The organism is Peribacillus sp. TH27, from assembly GCF_016650915.1.
In the GTDB taxonomy this organism is placed as follows: Bacteria; Bacillota; Bacilli; order Bacillales; family DSM-1321; genus Peribacillus; species Peribacillus butanolivorans.
Map to the genome: position 1 here is coordinate 5479750 of NZ_JAEKEV010000002.1, position 22189 is coordinate 5501938.

The 22189-nt window shown below is 40.6% G+C and carries 18 protein-coding genes; 17 read left to right on the forward strand and 1 reads right to left on the reverse strand.

The annotated features are described in order from the left end of the window. Window positions 1–233 precede the first annotated feature (233 nt). Window positions 234–1496 (forward strand): glycosyl hydrolase family 18 protein, encoded by a 1263-nt coding sequence (locus JFU24_RS27850; protein ID WP_201185278.1) that lies wholly within the window; start codon window positions 234–236, stop codon window positions 1494–1496. A 259-nt stretch (window positions 1497–1755) separates the two neighbouring features. Here the strand turns inward: JFU24_RS27850 and JFU24_RS27855 are convergent, their stop codons facing one another. After that, window positions 1756–2958, reverse strand: coding sequence for an MFS transporter (locus tag JFU24_RS27855; RefSeq protein ID WP_201250788.1), 1203 nt, complete (start codon window positions 2956–2958; stop codon window positions 1756–1758). Window positions 2959–3179: 221 nt separating this feature from the next. Between JFU24_RS27855 and JFU24_RS27860 the strand changes: the two genes are divergently transcribed. From JFU24_RS27860 to JFU24_RS27935, 16 genes are all read left to right on the forward strand, one after another. After that, a complete protein-coding gene (locus JFU24_RS27860) occupies window positions 3180–4895 on the forward strand; it encodes an ABC transporter ATP-binding protein (RefSeq protein WP_053346454.1) in 1716 nt (571 codons plus the stop codon). Between the two features lie 171 nt (window positions 4896–5066). Next, window positions 5067–5285 (forward strand): hypothetical protein, encoded by a 219-nt coding sequence (locus JFU24_RS27865; RefSeq protein WP_201185275.1) that lies wholly within the window; start codon window positions 5067–5069, stop codon window positions 5283–5285. 1470 nt (window positions 5286–6755) lie between these two features. Then, window positions 6756–7778 carry a TRAP transporter substrate-binding protein gene (locus JFU24_RS27870; RefSeq protein ID WP_201250789.1) on the forward strand — a complete coding sequence of 341 codons (1023 nt, stop codon included), beginning with the start codon at window positions 6756–6758 and terminating at the stop codon, window positions 7776–7778. Between the two features lie 31 nt (window positions 7779–7809). Next, window positions 7810–8385 (forward strand): TRAP transporter small permease, encoded by a 576-nt coding sequence (locus JFU24_RS27875; protein ID WP_201250790.1) that lies wholly within the window; start codon window positions 7810–7812, stop codon window positions 8383–8385. Continuing rightward, window positions 8382–9659 carry a TRAP transporter large permease subunit gene (locus JFU24_RS27880; RefSeq protein WP_201224113.1) on the forward strand — a complete coding sequence of 426 codons (1278 nt, stop codon included), beginning with the start codon at window positions 8382–8384 and terminating at the stop codon, window positions 9657–9659. Before JFU24_RS27875 ends, JFU24_RS27880 begins: the two co-directional genes overlap by 4 nt. A gap of 62 nt (window positions 9660–9721) precedes the next feature. Continuing rightward, window positions 9722–10762, forward strand: a complete 1041-nt coding sequence (locus tag JFU24_RS27885) for a TRAP transporter substrate-binding protein (RefSeq protein WP_242485406.1) — start codon at window positions 9722–9724, stop codon at window positions 10760–10762. 27 nt (window positions 10763–10789) lie between these two features. Then, entirely contained in the window at window positions 10790–12040 is a 1251-nt protein-coding gene (locus tag JFU24_RS27890) for a lactate racemase domain-containing protein (protein WP_201224117.1), read from the forward strand. A 64-nt stretch (window positions 12041–12104) separates the two neighbouring features. Beyond that, a complete protein-coding gene (locus JFU24_RS27895; protein ID WP_201224119.1) occupies window positions 12105–14309 on the forward strand; it encodes a dihydroxy-acid dehydratase domain-containing protein in 2205 nt (734 codons plus the stop codon). Window positions 14310–14370: 61 nt separating this feature from the next. Then, window positions 14371–15138 carry an IclR family transcriptional regulator gene (locus JFU24_RS27900; protein WP_057219004.1) on the forward strand — a complete coding sequence of 256 codons (768 nt, stop codon included), beginning with the start codon at window positions 14371–14373 and terminating at the stop codon, window positions 15136–15138. A gap of 31 nt (window positions 15139–15169) precedes the next feature. After that, a complete protein-coding gene (locus JFU24_RS27905; protein WP_201224127.1) occupies window positions 15170–16057 on the forward strand; it encodes a fumarylacetoacetate hydrolase family protein in 888 nt (295 codons plus the stop codon). 11 nt (window positions 16058–16068) lie between these two features. Then, a complete protein-coding gene (locus JFU24_RS27910; protein WP_053346444.1) occupies window positions 16069–16374 on the forward strand; it encodes a UxaA family hydrolase in 306 nt (101 codons plus the stop codon). A 4-nt stretch (window positions 16375–16378) separates the two neighbouring features. After that, entirely contained in the window at window positions 16379–17536 is a 1158-nt protein-coding gene (locus JFU24_RS27915; protein ID WP_056520625.1) for a UxaA family hydrolase, read from the forward strand. 21 nt (window positions 17537–17557) lie between these two features. Continuing rightward, a complete protein-coding gene (gucD, locus tag JFU24_RS27920; RefSeq protein WP_201224129.1) occupies window positions 17558–19027 on the forward strand; it encodes an alpha-ketoglutaric semialdehyde dehydrogenase GucD in 1470 nt (489 codons plus the stop codon). Between the two features lie 67 nt (window positions 19028–19094). Then, entirely contained in the window at window positions 19095–20243 is a 1149-nt protein-coding gene (gene dgoD, locus JFU24_RS27925) for a galactonate dehydratase (protein WP_053346443.1), read from the forward strand. 19 nt (window positions 20244–20262) lie between these two features. Then, window positions 20263–21171, forward strand: a complete 909-nt coding sequence (locus tag JFU24_RS27930; RefSeq protein WP_201185261.1) for a dihydrodipicolinate synthase family protein — start codon at window positions 20263–20265, stop codon at window positions 21169–21171. Beyond that, entirely contained in the window at window positions 21171–22118 is a 948-nt protein-coding gene (locus JFU24_RS27935; RefSeq protein WP_201224131.1) for a U32 family peptidase, read from the forward strand. The genes JFU24_RS27930 and JFU24_RS27935 overlap by 1 nt, the downstream gene beginning before the upstream one ends. Window positions 22119–22189: the final 71 nt, after the last annotated feature.

Consider the following 22189-nt stretch of genomic DNA (forward strand, 5'->3'; position numbering starts at 1 on the left):
GATAATTCCTTTAAATTAGCCTCCTATGACTGTTTTTTTGCGTCATGTATAAAAGTGCTGGGAGACTGGAATATTGTAAGTTTTATTTACAGATCAATCAGTATAGATTAATAACATGGCGGACTCTGAGTGTCAATATATTCAGAATATGCAACACGATGAAAATTTGATAATTCGTTCTATATAAATACCCGAATAACATACACTTTTTCGAGGGAGTGGGAGGGTTTTGAATGACGATCGTTATTGTGAAAAAAGGTGCTAGCCTATGGGAAATTGCTAAAATGAATAAGGTTGACCCATCGAGGATAGTCGAAGTTAACGGATTGGAATCAACAGCACTGGTTCCGGGTCTGGCGTTGTATATCCCGGATGACAAAGTGGTGAATCGAACGTATCTTATAAAAAATGGTGATACGCTCTCTGAAATTGCCCGACGTTTTGGAACAAGTATAGCGGCCATCATGAAAGCAAATCCAGGGCTTGTTGCAAGCTCACTTAAGGTCGACACGGAAATTTTGATTCCGTCTCCTTATAAAAATCAATTGATCACGCTTGGGTTTGCCTTCCCAACTTCAGGTGGAGTAGTGTTTAAAACGCTTGAGGAGAATGGTGATAAGTTATCCTATTTAGCAATTGTAGCTTATTCCTTTACCAAGGAAGGCTATGCATTCGTTGATGGTGATGATCTCCCTCTTATCGCGAAATGCGAACAGACCGGGGTGACGCCACTATTGATGATCCGGAATTTTCAAGACGGTGATTTTGATGCTGACTTGGCGGGTGAAGTTCTCACTAGTTCGATTTACAGAGGGAATTTGATTAATAGTATGCTGAATATCGTAAGGGAGAAAGGCTATGGGGGGGTCAGTATGGACATCGAATTCATCCCTCCTGCAAGACGGTCTGATTATGTGCTTTTTTTAAAAGAATTAAAAGAGGGGTTGAACGAACTAATTCTTCATGTTAACGTACATGCAAAAACTTCAGATAATCCTGACAATCGAATTGTAGGCGGTCATGATTATCGGGGAATTGGAGAGGTAGCCGACCTTGTTGCCGTGATGACAATTGATTTTGGGTATCCAACGGGCCCACCCGAACCAATTTCTCCACTTTGGTGGATGGTCGAGGTTCTTCGTTACGCTTTAACGAATATCCCTGCGTATAAATTGCAGTCGGCATTTCCTATGTATGGATACGATTGGATTGTACCAAGCAATGAGACGAAGGCATTATCAGCGCAAAATGCACAAAATCTTGCCATTGCGACTGGCTCGGAAATCTCTTTCGACACGTCAGCGGCATCACCTACCTATTCTTATAGAAAAGAAAACTTGGATCATGTCGTTTGGTTTGAAGATATCCGTTCGATAAGCGCAAAATATGAAGTGATTGATTCCTATGAACTGATAGGTGCCACCTATTGGCAGATTGGTTTGGAATTTCCGCAGAATTGGGCGTATATGGAACAGAATATTATAATTATAAAATAGAATGTTTTGGTGTAAGTAATGAGCATTAAAAAGAGAATATCGATCAACCGTGCAATTTTGGATCGTTCTGTAGGCATGCTGTTAACGGGTCCAAGCAAGTTCCTACCGAGGAAAAATATGAGGACAGGACAGCCAATCATGATCAACACAGCCTTGGGTGTCATAAAAAGGGAAAGGAGCTACGAAATGAAAGCTCCTTTCAAATACAGAAACAAATGGAGGTACAGTTACACAGACAAGAAGGCTTGCAGTGAGGATTTTATATTTCTTTCCCTTGAAAGTCCTTCCTTTTCCAAATCGCATAAAGAAAGGCAATGAATATTAAAATTGAAGAGAATTGGAAAGTTGTTTTGACACCGTATGTTTCCGTTATATAGCCTAGAAGCAGAACGGAACTTGCAAAGGTAAGATTGATAACAGCTCCCCAAACCGCATATATTTTTGCTAATGTTTTTTCCGATGCTTGATCTTGGATAAGCTTGGTGTAAAATACATCCCGAATTTGTTCTGGGAGGCCGTACAGACATGCTAGCAGCAAAGCAATTGCTGGATTAGTGTTGGCACCGAATAGCAGTGTCAGTAGGGCACTGAGAAATAGTCCGAAAACAATGAAAAAGCAGATATATCTTTCTAGTAACTTTGCAAAACGGATGACAAGCAATCCACTAACAATCATGCCGATAAAGTAGCTTGTGTTAATATACCCCCACCATTGCTCTCCTAGTTTTAAGTTCTGTTCGACATATACATATATAATAGCAGCGATCCAGACGCTAGATGCTAAAGTTGTTATAAAATCAAGGGAGATGAGTGTACGGATAGTTGGTTTTTTTCGGATCGCCACCCATCCGGATTTAATCGAATCCCGACTTGATGAAAGAATGGTTTCTGCTGTTTGTTCAGTGATTTCAATTTTTATGGTACAGATTGTTGAAACGGCATAAAGTATAACTGTCATCCAAATAATAAAGCTACTGCTGGTGGATATTAATAAAACAGAACCAAGTGGCCACCCTGAGACAAAGATTGTCTGGGTGATTACATTCAAAAAACCATTTGCCCTTATCAATTCTTCTTTTGGAACTAATTGAGGAGTCAAAGCTGCACTTACCGGGGCAGCTACTCCATCTAATAATGAAATCATGGCGATAAAGATTAGAGCTACCACAGCAAAAGCTTGATTAAAATTAGTTATATAGATTCCTAGTATAATGAGTAAGATAGTTTTCCACAATTGAGATAGTACAAGGATTCGTTTTAAAGTAAATCTGTCAATAATGAGAGGTGCAAGTAAACTGCTGATAAACCGAAAAATCGTTGTTGTGAACGGAAGCAAGCTCAAATAAAGAGCCGATCCTGTTAAGGCATATATAAGTGAAATCAACCCGACTACATAAAATATATCTCCAAGATTAGCAAACGCCTGACCAATCCAAAGGTGGCGAAACGATTTGTTCTTCATGATTACCATCCTTTTGAATGAATAATGTTATATGGTATTAGAATGGATTTTTAAAATTACACTGGATTCACTCCTTAAAAATAATAGGTTTATGAGCCGGGTTAGTGGCTGTTTAATATAGATAATTTTACCATAATTTTAGCTTCGTAATCCGAAATACTTGAATATTAATGAATATGGAATTATACTCCTTTATATATGTTTAAAAGGAGAATAATTTGATGATTCGACGTTTTGCTTCATATTACCTGCCACATAAGCGGTTATTCATTATTGATTTCTTCAGTGCAGTGGTTGTTGCTGTGCTTGAACTTGCTTTTCCGCTAGCTGTTCAATGGTTTATAGATACACTGTTGCCGGGTGACGATTGGTCGGCAATTGTTTCTGTGAGTGCGGGCTTATTACTTCTCTATATAATTAGTACATTCTTGCAGTTTATCGTAGGTTACTGGGGGCATAAACTGGGGATTAATATCGAAACTGATATGCGCGAAGAGCTATTTGAACATGTTCAAAAACAGTCTTTTAGATTTTTCGATAACACAAAAACTGGCCATATCATGAGCCGAATCACGAATGATTTGTTTGATATCGGAGAACTAGCACACCATGGTCCCGAAGATTTATTCATTGCTATTATGACCTTTATTGGAGCTTTTTGGATTATGTTGACGATCAATGTGAAGTTGGCGCTCATATCCGTTTGTATATTGCCATTCCTTGTTTTGCTAATTGTTATAAGTAATTTAAAGATGAATAAAGCATGGAAGCAAATGTACAAAGAAGTTGCAGATGTTAATGCACGTGTGGAAGACAGCGTCTCAGGTGTTAGGGTCGTTCAGTCTTTTACTAATGAAACATATGAAATGGAACGATTTTCGACGAATAATCGCAGATTCCGTAAGGCGAAGTTACTTGGATATAAGGTAATGTCCTTCAGCTTATCAGGCATTTACATGATGACAAGGTTTATGACACTCGCAGTGTTAGTAATGGGTGCTTGGCTTACTTTTCATGGACAGCTCTCATATGGGGAACTAGTCGCGTTTGTCTTATATGTGAACGTTTTATTTAAGCCAATCGATAAAATCAGTGCGTTGATGGAACTATATCCGAAAGGGATGGCTGGATTTAAGCGTTTTACTGAACTTCTGGATATAGAGCCAGATGTCGAGGATAAAAAGAATGCATTTGCCGTTAATGCTCTTTTAGGTGATATTTCTTTTAATGATGTCACTTTTAATTATGAAGACAAAAAAACTGTTTTAAAAGGCATTGATTTGAATATCAAAGCTGGTGAAACCATTGCTTTTGTAGGTCCATCCGGAGCTGGAAAAACGACTATCTGTTCGTTAATCCCTAGATTCTATGATGTTATTTCCGGTTCAATTTCTATTGATGGAATTGATATTCGAGAGATGACAAAAAAATCACTACGGTCACAAATAGGCATAGTCCAGCAAGATGTGTTTCTTTTTACAGGAACATTAAAAGAGAATATCTCATACGGATTGCTTAATGCAACGCATGAACAAATTCAAGAAGCAGCAAGAAAAGCCCATCTAGAGGCTTTCATTGAAGGATTACCAGAAGGATATGAAACTCAAATAGGTGAGCGAGGTTTAAAGTTATCGGGAGGACAGAAACAAAGAATTGCAATCGCCAGGATGTTCTTAAAAAATCCGCCGATATTAATTCTCGATGAGGCAACATCTGCGCTTGATACTGAAACCGAAAGAATCATCCAGCAGGCACTTACCGAACTTGCTGAAAATAGAACTACACTCATTATCGCCCACCGATTAGCAACGATTCGAAACGCCGACAAAATTATTGTTGTTACAGAAGAAGGAATTGCTGAAGAGGGCCGCCATGAAGACTTACTTAAGCAAGGTGGTATCTTTGCTAATCTGCATAAATTACAATTTCAAAAATAATAGTGATCTAAAGCTACATGTCCATTCATTGAGGATATGTAGCTTTTTTAATTTATTTGAATTATTCCTCAGTTATTGAAGTAATTTTAATTAATGATAACAAAGTTGCGGGAAAAAAGTTTGCAAGGGAATTATAAATTTTTACTATATAAACATGTAGGGGTGCGTTAATTGGTTACGGATATCATTAAAAGAATGGAAGATTTCATGAATGAAATGGAGGGAAAATGGGGGGCAATGGATAAAGAGTTTGATAAAGTACAATTTCAGGAGGATATCTCAAAAAGGTTCCAAACAACTTTATACACCCTTAAGGACTCACTTTTTATGCAAGAGCAAATCGAAATTGAAAAATGGAAGAATCATGTGCAGAAACAATTGGAAGGATAGCTTGCTCAAGTATCAAGATTTATTTAAAGAAGAATCTCCCGCAAGTAAAAAAAGCATCAGTAATCTCTTTGAATAAAAGGGGTTACTGATGCTTTTTGATTTGCTTTATAGGCCTAAGATTAAGGCCATATCGAAAGTGACGGAAACTTCATCAAGTTGCTGAGCATTATTGCATACCTGAAAGAGAAACTGACTTTTCGATATTAGTGCTTAAAAACGGAACGTATCATGCGTTAAGTAACCGGAACCCTGAATTCAGAAGGCAAGATTAACTATTAAAATGGCTCCATCAAAAATCCGGCGATTAAGCATGAGAGCTATCGTAAAATATAAAAAGTTCAAGAAAACTCCGTCCATGTCAGATTCATTGGAATAGTGCGAAGGAAGGTGAAGTTAAGTACCTCCGAATGTCACCATAATGAAAAATAAAAGAATGGATTGATAAATCGTAACTTGCTAACAGGTATAGGAATACTTTTTTATAGAATCGATAAGGCTAGGAGGATGCCGATAATCCCCGATAGCTCTATATATTATGAAAAATTATCATAATGTCAATCTCCGCCAAAATTAACTCGGGGGGAGGTCCGAATGCGAGAATAATTACCAGACATACCCTATAGTAACCCATTACCTCTCCAAGACGTTTAGGTCGAAAGAGGTTTAAACGATTGTCGAAACATGTGTTCTGGATGTTCCCCAGCCTACATTCTGAAGGTACCAAAACTTTATCTTTTTAGAAACATGTGATTCTGCTAGAGAATTGATTGATGCTATGGACAACAAAAATAACATCAAGAAGGTTTCTGTTAAAGAGAGTAGGAAAGAGCGACTTTAATGTCGACTAATCAATGTCTTAAGAAATCTTAAAAATATCCTAATATAGAAAAAATGAAACTTCTATTCATTCTTCAAATGGTTTAAATATTTATTGTTTAATTAATTTAGTGAAATTTCCAGAATGTTGTTATTCCACTTGTGAGTAAAAATCTTTGTGCTTGGGCTCAGTTGAAATAACTTCCTCCACCGAACCGAAAATGACAGATAGGGCAACAGAATTATGCTTTTGTTTCCTTGAGGACATCGGGAGGAGATGTTTAAATATAGACTGGAAAGAAGAGTATCTATTGTATTTTGTTAAGTTGTTAAAAAATTCAAAAAATGGTTTGACAAGGATAAAAACAGAAGCTTATAATCAACGTAAGTTCTAATTTTGAAAACTGAGTTTTACATTATAGAACAAATTTAATCTATATTTTAATACTGAAGAAAAACTTAGGTCTAAAAATTGTATAAATAATGGGTAAACAGATATTTATTGATAAACAATCTTCCTTGCTCCGGTTAAAACAAAACGGAGTTTTATATTATAAAACAAGATTCTGTGAAACTAACAAGAAATAGTAAGGGGAAGTTCTTAATATCAGTCTATAATGATAACGCTTACAAAAACTATAGGGGGTGTTTTAAATGAAAAAAAGAAAGTTTTATGGATTTGCCACAAGCGTAACTCTTGCTGGGGTATTACTTGTTTCAGGATGTGGAAGTGAGGGAGAAAAGACTAGCGGTGGGATTGAAAAGAAAACCATTAAAGTTGCACATTATTTTGCTGAAGATCATCCTCAAAATATTGCATTAAAAGAAAAATTCAAAACACAGGTTGAAAAGGAAAGCAATGGAGAATTAGAGGTCCAAATTTATGCTAACAGTACATTAGGAGCGGAAAAAGAATTTTATGATGGTGTCAGAAACGGAACAATCGAAATGGGTATCCCAGGTCTAATAATGCAGGCTGACATTCCTAAAATGGGGGTTCCTGAATGGCCATTCCTATTTAGAGATTTCGAACATGTAAAATCGGTACTGAATGGCCCGATCGGTGAAGAATTGACAGCTGACCTAAATCCAAAACATGGAGTAACACCACTAGCATGGAGTGCAAATGGATTTAGAATGTTTTCGAGCAATCGTACGATAGAAAGTATGGATGACTTTGATGGTCTTCGACTTAGAATGCCCAACATTCCAAACTACATAAAACTAGGTGAATCGCTCGGAACAAACGTTAGTCCACTGCCTATTTCTGAAGTATTTACTGCTCTTGAACAAAAGGTAGTAGATGCTCAAGAAAACCCTATTGCTACTCTTAGATCCTCAGGATGGAATGAAGTACAAAGTGATGTACTAGAATCAAAGCATATGTTTAGCCCTAATATTTACATTATTAATAGCAAATTCTTTAACGGTTTGACTAAGGAACAACAAAAGATTATTGAAACAGCAGCAAAAGAAGCAGCAGCATATGAGTTTGAATTACTGGAACAAAGCTATGAAGATGATAAAAAATTCCTCCAGGATAATGGAATCAAATTTACTACGCCTGACGAAAGATTTACCCAAGAAATGGTAGAGGCGTCTCAACCCGTATATGATGAAGTCTTTGCAGAAAATGATTGGGCAAAAGAGCTAGTTGGAAAAATTAAAGCAGAATAAAGCAAGGTCATAGGAAGGGGGAGATGTAAAGATGAGTAAAATATCCAGAATATTAGAAAATACTTTGAACATTGTTATGGCTGCTGCATTAGCGATCATGGTTGTTCTCGTCTTTGGCAATGTAGTTCTTCGATATTTCTTTAATTCAGGTATCACTTGGTCAGAAGAAATGTCAAGGTACCTTTTTATCTGGCTGACGTTCCTCGGTGCCATTGGTGCTTATAAAAACAAAGAACACTTGGGTGTTGACATGGTCATTAAAAGGCTTCCAAATAAGATGAAAAAAGTGGTGCTCGTTATTAGTGATTTGATGATATTGTTTGTCCTTCTCCTTGTCCTGGATGGTAGCTGGAAAATGACTTTGATTAACATTGATAGTACAGCGCCTGCTACTGGTATGCCATTAGCATTTGTATATGGGACAGGTATCCTTGTTAGTGTTTCCATGGGTTTATTGATCATTAACAATTTATATAGGATCTTTTTCAATAAGATTAAGGACGAAGAATTAGTCAGTATTAGTGAGTCTGAAGAGCTAATCTCTCTCCATGGTGATGAATTTATAACAGAAGGAATTATAGAAGGGAAGGAGGAGAAACAAGGATGATAGGTGTATTTGTCGGATCTTTACTAGGAGCAATGTCTTTGGGAATGCCTATTGCTTTTGCCTTACTCGTAAGTAGCGTAGTGTTAATGTACGCTCTTGGTATTTTTGACAGTCAAATCATCGCGCAAAACTTAATCAGTGGTGCTGATAATTTCCCACTCATGGCGATTCCGTTCTTTATGTTGGCGGGGGAGGCAATGAATCGGGGTGGATTGTCACGGCGTATCGTTGAGATGGCAATGTCTATGGTTGGGCATATCAAAGGAGGACTTGGCTATGTTGCAATAATTGCGAGTGTATTATTTGCAAGTTTATCAGGTTCAGCCGTTGCTGATACAGCAGCTCTTGGGGCTATCTTAATACCAATGATGACAAAAGCTGGCTATAATGTGAACCGTTCAAGCGGGTTGATAGCATCTGGTGGAATTATTGCCCCAATCATCCCACCGAGTATTGGTTTTATTATTTTCGGTGTAGCCAGTGGTGTGTCCATTACAAAGCTATTTATGGCAGGGATCGTTCCGGGGATTCTACTTGCGGTCGGACTTACTATTACCTGGGCCATTATAGCACGCAAAGATAATGTAGCCGTTAAACCTCGTGCCTCAATTAAAGAAATACTTATTTCACTTCGTCAAGGGATATGGGCTCTATTCCTACCCGTCATTATCATTGGGGGATTGAAATTCGGATTATTTACACCGACTGAAGCTGCAGTCGTGGCTGCAGTGTACGCAATATTTGTCGGTCTAGTAATCTATCGTGAAATGAAAGTGACAGATTTGTACGATGTCTTTGTTCATGCCGGAAAAATGACAAGTGTGGTCATGTTTCTGGTCGCAGCAGCACTCGTGTCATCTTGGCTGATTACTGTAGCTGATTTACCTGGTCAGGTAATTGGCTTGTTGGAACCATTTTTGGATCATCCACTCCTTCTATTAATAATGATTAACTTGCTAGTTATTGTAGTTGGAACAGCGATGGATATGACGCCGACGATCCTAATTCTCACACCTGTTTTGATGCCGCTAGTTGAAGCAGCAGGAATTGACCCAGTATACTTTGGTGTCCTGTTTATCCTGAATAATGCCATTGGTTTGCTTACACCACCGGTTGGAACCGTTTTAAATGTCATGTGTGGGATAAGTAAAATCAGTATGGAAGACATCATGAAAGGGATATGGCCTTTCTTGCTCGTTGAAGTAATTGTTTTGATTTTGTTAATCTTGTTCCCATCCTTAGTGTTAGTCCCCCTAGGATGGTTTACATCCTAATGGAATGAAACCAGTAATTGGATTTGTATGCTCAGAGTTATAACATTTTAGGAGGAAATATGATGAATAATTGGCTTAAGCGTTTGGCAGCTGGTGTGATTTTGCCGGGAATATTACTTTTAAGTGCTTGTGGAAGTGCACAAAATGAAAGCGCTACAACAGACGGTATCCAGGAAAGAACAATCAAAGCAGGTATCGGAAATAGTAAAATGCACCCACAAGGGCAGGGGATGGTCAAATTTAAAGAACTGCTTGAAGAAAAAAGTGGAGGGAAAATGAAAGTCCAAAACTTCTTTGATGCCACCCTTGGAGATGATCAAAAAATGACAGAAGCTCTTCAAGGAGGCTTACAGGAAGTAACAGTTCCTTCAACTTCTCCACTTGTGGGGATGATAAAGGAATTTGGAATCTATGACTTTCCATTTGTCTTTAATAATGAAGAAGAAGCCTATTCAGTACTTGATGGTGCTATAGGTAAAAAGCTTTTGGATAAATTACCGGAACATGATTTAGTAGGTCTGGGATATTGGGAAAACGGCTTCCGAAACTTAACAAACAGCAAACACCCAGTTGTAACAGCTGATGATTTCAAGGGCCTTAAGATACGTACTATGCAAAATGAAGTGCACTTAGATGCATTTTCAAAGTTAGGGGCTAATCCATCTCCCATGGCTTTCTCTGAAGTATTCACCGCATTAGAAACAGGCACTGTTGATGGTCAAGAGAATCCTCTCGCGACAATTCAAACGCAAAAATACAATGAAGTACAAGACTACTTAAGCCTTACAAAGCATGTTTATACACCATTTGTATTCCTTGTCAGCAAAAAGTTCTGGGATGACTTATCGGAAGAAGAACAAAAAATCATGAGTGAGGCTGCACAAGAGGCTGGAGAGTACCAACGGTCACTTAATAGAAAGGAAAATGAGAAAGCACTTAAATATCTAGAAGAAGAAGGAATGAAAATCAACGAAGTAAAGCCGGAAGAAATGGCAAAAATGAAGGAAGTTATTCAACCAGTGACGGACAAGTTTGCCCAAAAATTCGGCCCGGATCTTGTTGAAGAAATGATGACCGAAGTTGAAAAAGTGCGCGGTAATTAAACAGCACTGCAGTATGGAGGAATGATAATGAATATTATCTCTGAGCTTTTACGAGAAATTCAATTACCGAAAATGGTCAAAGTGCGGCAGGTATTTCATGCACCTCAACTCGCTGATGTAGCGGGTGAGGTGCAAAAGGCGATAAAAGAAGCTGGGGTCTTATCAAGAATAATTGAAAATGACAATGTGGCTATTGCTGTAGGAAGCAGGGGGCTAGCAGATCTCCCTATATTGGTAAGAGAAACAGCAGCTGCAGTTAAGAATGCAGGAGGCAATCCATTTATTGTACCTGCAATGGGGAGCCATGGCGGAGCAACAGCGGAAGGGCAAATTGACGTGTTGCATCAGCTGGGTGTGACAGAAGAAGTGGTTGGAGCGCCAATAAGGTCTTCAATGGAAGTGGTGAAACTGGATGAGTTGCCTAATGGGCTCCCTATATATATCGATAAATTTGCCTATGAATCGGACAAAATTATAGTCATTAATCGGATAAAACCACACACTGCATTTCGTGGGCCGGTTGAAAGTGGTCTAATGAAAATGATCACAATTGGTTTAGGTAAACAAAAAGGAGCCGAAGCAGCTCATGCATATAGTTTTAAGTATATGGCTGAGCATGTACCTGAGATGGCGAAAATTTCCTTATCGAAAGCTCCGATTATATTCGGCATTGCGACTATTGAGAATGCCTACGATAAACCTGCGAAAATCGTAGCTGTACCGGCGGAGGATTTAGAAAAGGTTGAGCCGGGACTGTTGATAGAAGCGAAATCGTTAATGCCAAAGATTCATTTCGATAAGATGGATGTACTTATTGTAAATGAACTAGGAAAAGACATTTCCGGAGATGGAATGGATCCAAACATAACGGGCAACTTCGCCACTCCTTATGCTTCTGGCGGTCCAGAAGTTAAACGGACCGTTGTCCTTGGACTTACCGAGAAAACTCATGGGAATGCAAACGGCATCGGTATGGCTGATATGACGACGAAAGCGGTCATGAATGAAATTGAATGGGAAAAAGGGTATGCCAATGCACTCACCAGCACCGTGACAGATGTTGTAAAGCTCCCTATGTTTTTAGATACTCAGGAATTGGCTGTAAAAGCTGCAATTAAAACGTGCAATGCCTTCGATTTAAATCAAGTAAGAGTCGTAAGAATAAAAAATACACTTGAGATCGGTGAAATTTGGATTTCTGAAAGCATGATGGAAGAGGCTGAAAGAAATAGCAAGTTAGAAATCTTGTCAGAATTAGAAGACTTGGTTTTAGACTAATAGATACCCTTCTTTATTTCTTTTAATAGATTTCATTTGAAAATAGTGAAAAGGAGTGCTTTAAATGACTCACCTATATCCGCTCATTGATAACGAAGTTAACCCTTACCGAGATAACGTACAGGGAAAAGCAAATGAACCGATTACGGTCGCGGGTCTGCTTGACCGCTCCAAATTGACACTTGGTTCTACCTATGAAGGTGGCAAGCCGGACTGGACGCTGGAAGAAATTTATATGCGGCTTGAAAGAAATGCGCCGCGTATTGCGATTATCGGCGGTTCATCCGATCACCCGGCGCACATTATGGATTACCAAACGTCCGCACGGGCAGCAATCCGCATCTGGCAAAATGGCGGTGTGCCGTTTCACTTCTCGACACCGGTAATGTGTGATGGAACTGCACAAAGCAATCAAGGGATGAGTTACTCACTTCAAAGCAGAAATGCGGTTGCACAAATGGTTGTCAATCAGCTTGAAGCTCACAGTTATCATGGTGCATTCGTTATTCAAGGGTGTGATAAACAGCCTCTTGGTGTTGTAAGCGCGCTCGCGCATGTCGACCGTGTGCGTCGCAACCGCGGTGAAGCGCCCTTTTTCGCGACATTCGCACCTGCTCACGTATTAGAAGGTGGTTCAATTCCTGCCGACGTGATAGAAGAATTGGAAGCACTGGCGAAAAAAGCGGAAAGTGAAGGTGTAGCTGATGTAGCGGTTGATTTACGTGATACGATGGCGTATATCTTGCAATGTTCATCGAATACTGCATTTCAGGGTGTATTCGAACGTGCATATGAACGTGGCATCTTGACGAAAGAACAGCATAAATATTTTGAAATGAGGCTTGCTGTGGCTACTTGTGATGGCCAGGGAGGCGTGTGTGCCTTTAACGGAACAGGCAATAGTTCACGTCATCTAGTTGCAGGCATGGGACTCGTTCATCCAGCAGTTGAGCTATTAACAGATCCACCATCACAGCGCCAGATTAACGCCGTGCTTGATAGCTTTTCTGTAATGATTAACGACGAGCGATACGGAGTGGCCAACATTGTCGCATCGAATATAAAAAATGCAATACGCATTCACAGCGCTTCGGGTGGTTCTACGAACTTAATGATGCATATCGTAGCTGCCATGCTATATGCAGGATACAAATTCAGCTTATGGGATCTTGACCGCATTCACCATTTACATCCGATTCCTGATTTATTTGATTACAGCTTGACTGAAGGACGTGACATTTATTCACTTGCAATGCAGTGTTGCAGTGGCACAAGCCGTGGGATGGAAACGCTTGTTTACGAACTTATTGAAAATGGTGTACCAATGGATCAGGATGTTCCAACAGTCGCCGCAAAAACGTGGAAAGAACGTCTTGCGATTACACGCAGCCTTCAGGCAGTAAATGTAAAGAATAATCAAGTTATTTTATCCACTCCACGCCGTGGATTCAGCGGTGTAGATGTATTAAAAGGAAACTTTTTTGAAAGTGCTGTTGTGAAAATTAGCGGGATGCCGACACCGCAGCTTAATCAGTTCGATGATAAGCTAGCATTCGTTCTTTATTACGAAAATGAAGATGATGCCAATAGAGGCCTGCTTGATTCAAGCCTGCTCTCGAAAATAAAAGAGCAAAAGCTGTTCGAGCATGATCATCTTCTTGCATCACTTAAATACAATAATGAGCCTGAATGGTCACGAATAAAAGATGCACCTTACGAGGAATTATTTGACGAGATGGCTGATCAAGGTACTTTGAAAATTGCCGTCATTATCGCAGGGCAGGGTCCCATTGCTTTCGGTATGCCAGAAATGTTTACACCGATGCAACATATTAATGCTAACCGTGTTATGAAAAAACTCGCAACAATCATTAGCGACGGCCGCTATTCGGGTGTCACTTACGGCGCCGCTATTGGTCATATGACACCAGAAGCATATGAAGATGGAGGCATTGGTTTCCTCCAAACGGGTGATGTTGTTCATCTTCAGCTTCGCGAGGGCCGCATTGATTTTGTCAATGCCGCTCAACTTCTTACCGGAAAGGTTGTGCATGAGTTTGAGGATTATATAAAAGAAGAAAGACAATCATTGGTCACGGAACGTAAGCAACGAATGAAAGATCGTCAAAAAATGGTTGCGGCCAGCAACCGGATGTATGGACATACAGATGCGGCAAATGGGGTTGTACCAATCGCCGTCGTAGAAGATGCTACACTTGATTATGAACAGGATATTTTGCTTCTGGAAAAAAACATAGTAATAAAGTAAGGAACGCTCGTCATAAATCCGATAAAATAAAGATAGACAGAAAATGAAGGAGTGAAGAACAATGCCTATCATCCAATCAGTGGAGCGCGCATTGAAAATATTGGATTTATTTGACGAGCGTGACAGGGAATTAACTATCACAGAAATAAGCAAACGAATGAATTTGCATAAAAGCACGGTTCATTCGCTTTTAAAAACCTTACAGTTGCATCAATATATTTCACAAGGTGAAGAAAATGGCAAATACTCTCTAGGTTTAAAGCTATTAGAGAGGGGGAGCGTGGTGGTGACCCATCTCGATTTGCGTAATGTCGCAAGAAAACATCTTGAATGGCTTTCCGAGACCACAAACTTAACGCTCCACCTCGTCATATTAGACGGGCAGGAAGGTGTATATATCGATAAAGTGGAAGGCAGAGGGGTTACGGTTTTGTATTCTCGTATTGGCCGCCGTGTCCCGATACATACAAGTGCAGTAGGTAAATCACTAGTGGCAACTAAAACCGATAGTGAACTAGATTTGCTCTTGGACGGCTATGTATATACAGGACCAACCGAAAGATCAATAAGGTCAAAAGAACAGTTCTTAGCTGAAATCGAAAAAGCACGTATTGCTGGGTATTCAATGGATAATGAAGAAAACGAACCAGGAATTTTCTGTCTGGCTGTGCCAATAAAAGATTATTCAGGCAAAGTAATAGCCGCTATGAGCGTATCGATGCCTTCATCGAAAGTAAATGAAGAAACACACGAGTATTATGTACGTATATTAAAGGAATGCAGCAGTAAAATTTCGCAGGAGCTTGGATATGAATATCAAAAAATATAAAACGTGACTGCCATTTAGGAGGGACTAGCAAATGAGAATTATTCGCTATGTAAAAGAAAACGAGAAACAACTTGCTGCCGTGACAAACGAAAACAAGGTGGTGGATCTTCCGTTTATAGATTTTATGTCGTTGATTGAAACGGCACGTCAGAAAAACAAAACTGCGTTTGATATTGTAAAACAAATAGTTGCCGAAGAAGAAAAACAGCCATTAGAAGGTCTTAAATTAACAACGCCCATCGACGCACCAGAAGTATGGGCATCTGGTGTAACGTATAAAAAAAGCAAGGAAGCACGTAATTACGAAGCAACGCAAGGAAAGCTTGACCGCCAAACGTTCTATGACAAAGTTTATGATGCAGTGCGTCCCGAGATTTTCTTTAAATCGACTGCAGCAAGAACCGTAGGACCGAATGATCCAGTTTACTTACGTTCAGATTCACACTGGCAAATCCCGGAGCCAGAGCTTGGTCTTGTCATCGACAAAGAAGGGACGATACTCGGATACATCGCAGGTAATGATATGAGCTGCAGGGACATTGAAGGTGAGAATCCACTTTATCTTCCACAGGCAAAAGTATGGAAAAATTCTTGCTCTATCGGACCGGCCATCTTATTAAAAGAGGCTGTTTCGGATCCATATGACCTTAAAATAATGTGCCGTATCTATCGAAATGAAGAAAAGGTATTTGACGGAGAAGCAAAAGTAAACCAACTGAAACGTAAACTGGAAGAGCTTGTAGAGTATTTAGTGTTAGATAACATTATTTTTGACGGAACAGTTCTGCTCACAGGTACATGCGTGGTTCCACCGAATGAATTTACATTGTATGACAACGATCGGATTGAAATTGAAATTCCAGGCATTGGAATTTTGAATAACCCCGTCATCCAAAGTAATGCCGTACAAACAATTTAAGGAGTGACAAAATGAGCGAATATAAAACCCTGTATTTAAGTAAGGAAGATAGTGTAGCTGTTGCCTTATCCGAAATTCCTGAAAAGACATCAGTGGTTGTGAAAGTAGGTCAAGATGACCTCGCTGTAACCGTAACCATTCTTGAACCGATTCGCTTTGGCCATAAGTTCGCAGTTAAAGCGATCGAACATGGAGCAGACATCATTAAATACGGTGAAGTCATCGGTGCAGCCTCCGCTTTTATTCCTGCTGGAGCACACGTTCATGTACACAATTTAGAAGGCAAAAGAGGAAGGGGTGACAAGATTGCTGAATGAAAAAATGCAGTTTTGGGGCTACCGCCGTCAGGATGGACGCGTAGGTGTCCGGAATCATGTTCTGATTTTACCGACGATTACTTGCGCAACGCAAACAGCTCAGCGCGTAACAGAGCTGGTAAGCGGAACAGTCACATTTATTCACCAGCATGGCTGTGCGCAAGTAGGCACTGATTATGATCAAACGGCCAGAACCTATGCGGGAATGGGTATGAATCCAAATGTATACGGTGTCATTGTACTTGGCCTTGGCTGTGAAACACATCAGGCGCATCGAATTGGAGATGAGATTGCCAAATGCGGCAAACCAGTCGAAACGGTGTCGATACAGGATCATGGCGGCACACTTCAAACCATTGCAGAAGTAGCTAAAATTGCAGTCAAAATGGTACAGGATGCCTCGATGGTACAACGAGAATTATGTGATTTTAGCGAGCTGATTGTCGGCACAGAATGCGGTGGGTCGGATGCATGCTCTGGATTATCGGCGAACCCAGCAGTCGGGCGTACGAGCGATTTGGTTGTCCAACAGGGGGGAACGGCTATTTTAGCAGAAACGACTGAACTCATCGGAGCAGAGCATTTGATAGCTAACCGGGCAGCAAACGACCAGGTAGCTAAAAAAGCTTATGCGGTTATTAAAATGATGGAAAACCGCTCGATTCAAATGGGCGTAGACATTCGCACCGGAAATCCAAGTCCGGGCAACATTGAGGGAGGTCTCAGCTCACTCGAAGAAAAATCACTAGGGGCTGCGACAAAATCAGGTACAACCCGGCTGGAGGAAGTCATTGATTATGCACAGGTACCGACGAAAAAAGGGCTCGTATGGATGGATACGCCTGGCCACGACATTGAGCAATTGACGGGCATGGTCGCAGGCGGTGCCCAAATCGTTCTCTTTACAAGTGGACGAGGCACGCCAACTGGTTCTCCGATTGCACCTGTTATTAAAATTTCAACGAATACACCAATGTTTGAGCGGATGAATGAAAATATGGATTTAAATGCAGGTACGATTGTCGATGGTATAGAAACCGTTGATGAAGTGGGCCGGCGCATTATGGATGAAATTCAACACGTTTCAAACGGAAAACTCACAAAAGCGGAAATATTAAAGCAGCATGACTTTGGGATTTGGAGAATTGGACCAACATTTTAATATAAAAAGGAGCCAAAAACAATGATATCAACTACATTTGCAACGAAAACATATAAAAATTTTATTAACAATGAGTGGGTAAACGCATCTTCTATGGAGACGATTAAAAGCATTAATCCGGCGGATAAAGAACCGGTTGGCTACGTTCAGAGCTCAACGGAAGATGACTTGAACAAAGCGGTAGTATCTGCGGATAAGGCGAAGAAAGCTTGGCGTAAGCTTGGACAGTCTGCACGTAGCCAACTTCTTTTCAAAACGGCCAATATCTTAGAAGAAAACCTCGATGAAATTGCTGAAACAATGACCCGCGAAATGGGTAAAACATTACCCGAAGCAAAAGGCGAAACGGCACGAGGTGTTGCGATCTTACGTTACTATGCAGGGGAAGGAATGCGCAAAGATGGCGATGTTATTCCATCATCTGATAAAGATGCCCTTATGTTTACAAAACGTACACCACTTGGTGTTGTCGGCGTTATCACGCCATGGAACTTCCCAGTTGCGATTCCCATATGGAAAATGGCTCCGGCCCTTGTATATGGCAATTCCATCGTGTGGAAACCTGCTACGGAGGGAGCTGTTACAGCAGCAAAAGTGATGGAATGCTTCACAAAAGCCGGCTTCCCAGAGGGTGTTGTGAACTTCATTACCGGTACAGGATCTATCATCGGCCAAGGACTCATCGATCATCCGCTTTTAAATGCAATCACATTTACCGGTTCTGAAAGTGTCGGGCAAGGTGTAGCGAAGTCAGCTTCCGCGCGTGGCATTAAATATCAGCTTGAAATGGGTGGCAAGAATCCAGTTATCGTGACGAAAGATGCGAACATCGATCAAGCAGTCGAAGCAGTCATCAGCGGTGGATTTCGTTCTTCTGGCCAAAAATGTACAGCTTCAAGTCGTGTGGTCGTTGAATCAAAAGTCTATGATGAATTTAAACAAAAACTTGTAGACGCAACTGCAAAAATTACCGTTGGCAATGGTCTACAAGAGGGTATTTGGATGGGTCCGTGTGCAAGCGAAAGCCAGTTTAATACGGTGAAAGAATACATTGAAAAAGGCAAGCAGGAAGGCGCAAAACTCATACATGGCGGAGAGATATTAACTGGCGGAGATTACGATAGGGGCTTTTTCATTACTCCAGCGATTTTTGAAGACGTCACGACGGATATGGTGATTGCACAGGAAGAAATTTTTGGACCAGTTATTGCACTTATAAAAGCAACCGATCTTGTCGAAGCAATTGACATGGCAAATAATACGAAATACGGATTGAGTGCATCGATCTTTACTTCAAATATTAGCTCAATTTTAGAATTCATCGATGAAATCGAAGTAGGGCTTGTCCGCATTAACGCAGAAAGCGCAGGCGTTGAGTTGCAAGCACCCTTCGGCGGCATGAAGGCATCAAGCACAGGTTCTCGAGAGCAAGGTGAAGCGGCGAAAGAATTTTATACAGCATTAAAAACGGTTTTTATTAAAGGTTCTTAACAAAAGAAAGAGAGGTTTTCATATTTGAAGATCTCTCTACTTCCAAAAAAACATTGCGAGGTGCCAAATGAAAATCACAAAAATTTCTCTATTCAAAGTTCCACCCCGCTGGCTATTTTTAAAAATCGATACGGATGAAGGCATTTCTGGCTGGGGGGAGCCTGTCGTTGAAGGCCGTGCTGAAACGGTAAAAGCAGCAGTTAACGAACTGACCGATTATTTAATCGGGAGAAACCCGAACGACATTGAAGACATTTGGCAAACGCTTTATCGAGGGGGATTTTACCGAGGAGGCCCTATTTTAATGAGTGCCATTTCTGGCATTGAGCAGGCATTATGGGACATTAAAGGAAAATACTTTAATATTCCTGTATACCAAATGCTCGGGGGCAAAGCACGTGAAAAAATTAAAGTGTACTCGTGGGTCGGCGGCGATCGTCCAGTGGATGTCGTTGCTGCCGCAAAAGAAAAACAGAACGAGGGCTTTCTCGCTGTCAAAATGAACGCATCAGAAGAAATGAACTACATAGACAGCTTTTCGAAAGTAGAAGCGGTCATTGAACGCGTAGCGTCAATTCGGGAAGCGGTAGGGAAAGACTTTGGCATTGGTGTAGATTTTCACGGGAGGATTCATAAAACGATGTCAAAAACGATCGTGAAAGAACTCGAACCATACCGCCCAATGTTCATTGAAGAGCCGGTGCTGCCAGAAAATAATGAAGCACTTCGTGAGATTGCCTGGCACACGACGTGCCCGATTGCGACGGGTGAAAGGATGTATACTCGCTGGGGCTTTAAGCAGCTTCTTCAAGATGGCTATGTCGATATTATTCAGCCGGATCTGTCTCACACAGGTGGTATTTTAGAAGGGAAAAAAATTGCCGCGATGGCAGAAGCGTATGATGTAGCCATTGCGCCGCACTGTCCGCTCGGCCCAATGACACTCGCTTCATCGATTCATCTGGATGCTACGACGCCGAATTTCATTATTCAGGAGCAAAGCCTTGGTATTCATTACAACAAAGGGATGGATATTCTCGATTATGTTAAAAATTCTGAAATATTTGACTATGAAAATGGTTATGTGAACATTCCGGATAAACCGGGTCTTGGGTTAGAAATTGACGAAGAAAAAGTGAAGCAGGCAGCAGAAATAGGACATGATTGGAAAAACCCAATTTGGCGTCATGAAGACGGAAGTATCGCTGAATGGTAAAAAAGAGGAGGTCAAAACAATGAATTTTCATGGAATCATTCCGCCGGTAGTCACTCTTTTTGACGAAGCGGGAAATTTAGATATAGAGCTGAACAGAAGCTATATGGATCAAATAATTTCACGGAATATTGACGGTATTTTATTGATGGGAAGTTCAGGTGAGTTCTCATCACTTACAACAGAAGAACGAAAGCTATACGTACGCGAAATGATTAAGCACATTAACGGTCGAGTGCCGGTTATGGTTGGCGTTGGACATACCGCATTAAAAGAGGTACATGAATTAACTTCTTATGCAGAAGAGCATGGAGCTGATGGGGTTCTTGTAGTCAACCCATATTACTGGAAACTGTCTGACGAACAATTATACCGTTATTATTCCAGCGTAGCTGATCACACAAATCTACAAGTGTTCATTTATAACATTCCACTTTTAACAGGACAAAATATATCGGTAGAATTGATTAAAAGATTAGTAGTAGATCATTCAAATATTGCCGGTATTAAAGAAACAGTCAGTGATTTCGGCCACCTGCGGCAAGTCCTGACCGAAGTGAAAAAAGTTCGCAGTGATTTCCGTGTCTTTTCTGCATTTGATGAGCATTTACTTCCAGCTCAAATGATTGGTGCAGCGGGTAGCATTAACGGAAGCGCTGTTTTTGCACCTGAAATATCCGTTGATTTATATAATTCATATCAAAAAGGTGATCTGGAAAAAGCACAGAAAAATCATCAAATGATTTCAAAGCTGATGGATATCTACACGTACGGACCGACATTTTTTACTGCCATGAAAGAAGCCGTTCATCAGCGCTGGTTTGACGTATCCGCTGGACACCGTGCTCCGTGTGATGTATTCCCGGCTGATTTGCGTGACAAAGTAACGGCTCTTTTAAAAAATATTGATATGAAAGAAGGTGTCCAATAATGAAAGAATCACGCGACTTGCTCGAGCAATTAGGCTACCCATCAACTGATCTTAAAGAACTTCCGACATCAACGAAAACATTTCCAGACGGGGCGCAATACCGCATTGAGCTTCCAAGTGTAGAAGGTCCAGTTGCACTAAAAGAAACATTGAAAGAAATTGACCGCTTAGGCTTAACGATTCACAGAATATCTCAAGGAAGCGGCATCATGCTACAAACGGATGAAGAAATTAAAGAAATGTGTGAAATGACAGCAGAACGTGGAATGGAGCTTAGTTTGTTTGTCGGTCCCCGAGGTTCATGGGATGTCAGTGCGGGACCGCTTACACCTGGGGGCAAATCACAGGGGATACGCCATGAAGGTGCTGACCAGCTTGTTTATGCAATGGAAGATTTGAAAAGAGGAGCAGCTCTTGGTCTACGGGGTGCGTTAGTTGCAGATGAAGGACTTCTTCTTATAACGAAAGAAATGAAAAAGCACCGACAGTTGCCGGAAGATTTTGTTGTAAAAGTTTCGGTCCAAATGGGGTCAGCCAATCCAGTATCCGTTAAATTAATGGAAGACATCGGAGCGAATACGTACAACGTGCCACCTGCATTGACGCTTTCTAAACTTGCAGCGATTCGTCAAGCAATAGACATTCCAATTGATTTGTATGTCGAGGTACCGGATACATTTGGCGGCTTTTTGCGCTATTATGAAATACCGGAAATTATCCGTGTATTGGCGCCAGTTTACATCAAATTTGGTCTTCGTAATCACCCTGATGTATACCCATCTGGGAAACAATGGGAGAGTACGAACATCTCACTTGCACATGAACGTGTACGCCGTGCCGCAATTGGAATTCAAATGATTGAACGATATTATCCAGAAGCGAAAACATCGAAACTTGGTGCGGAAGGCCTCGGAATTGCGAAAGTCGAAAAAGCAGCTGCGAAATAAATGATTTTCACCTGAAACGGGAGGAATCCCCCTGACCTAAAGGGGTTTAATACCATATGTGGGAGTGGAGT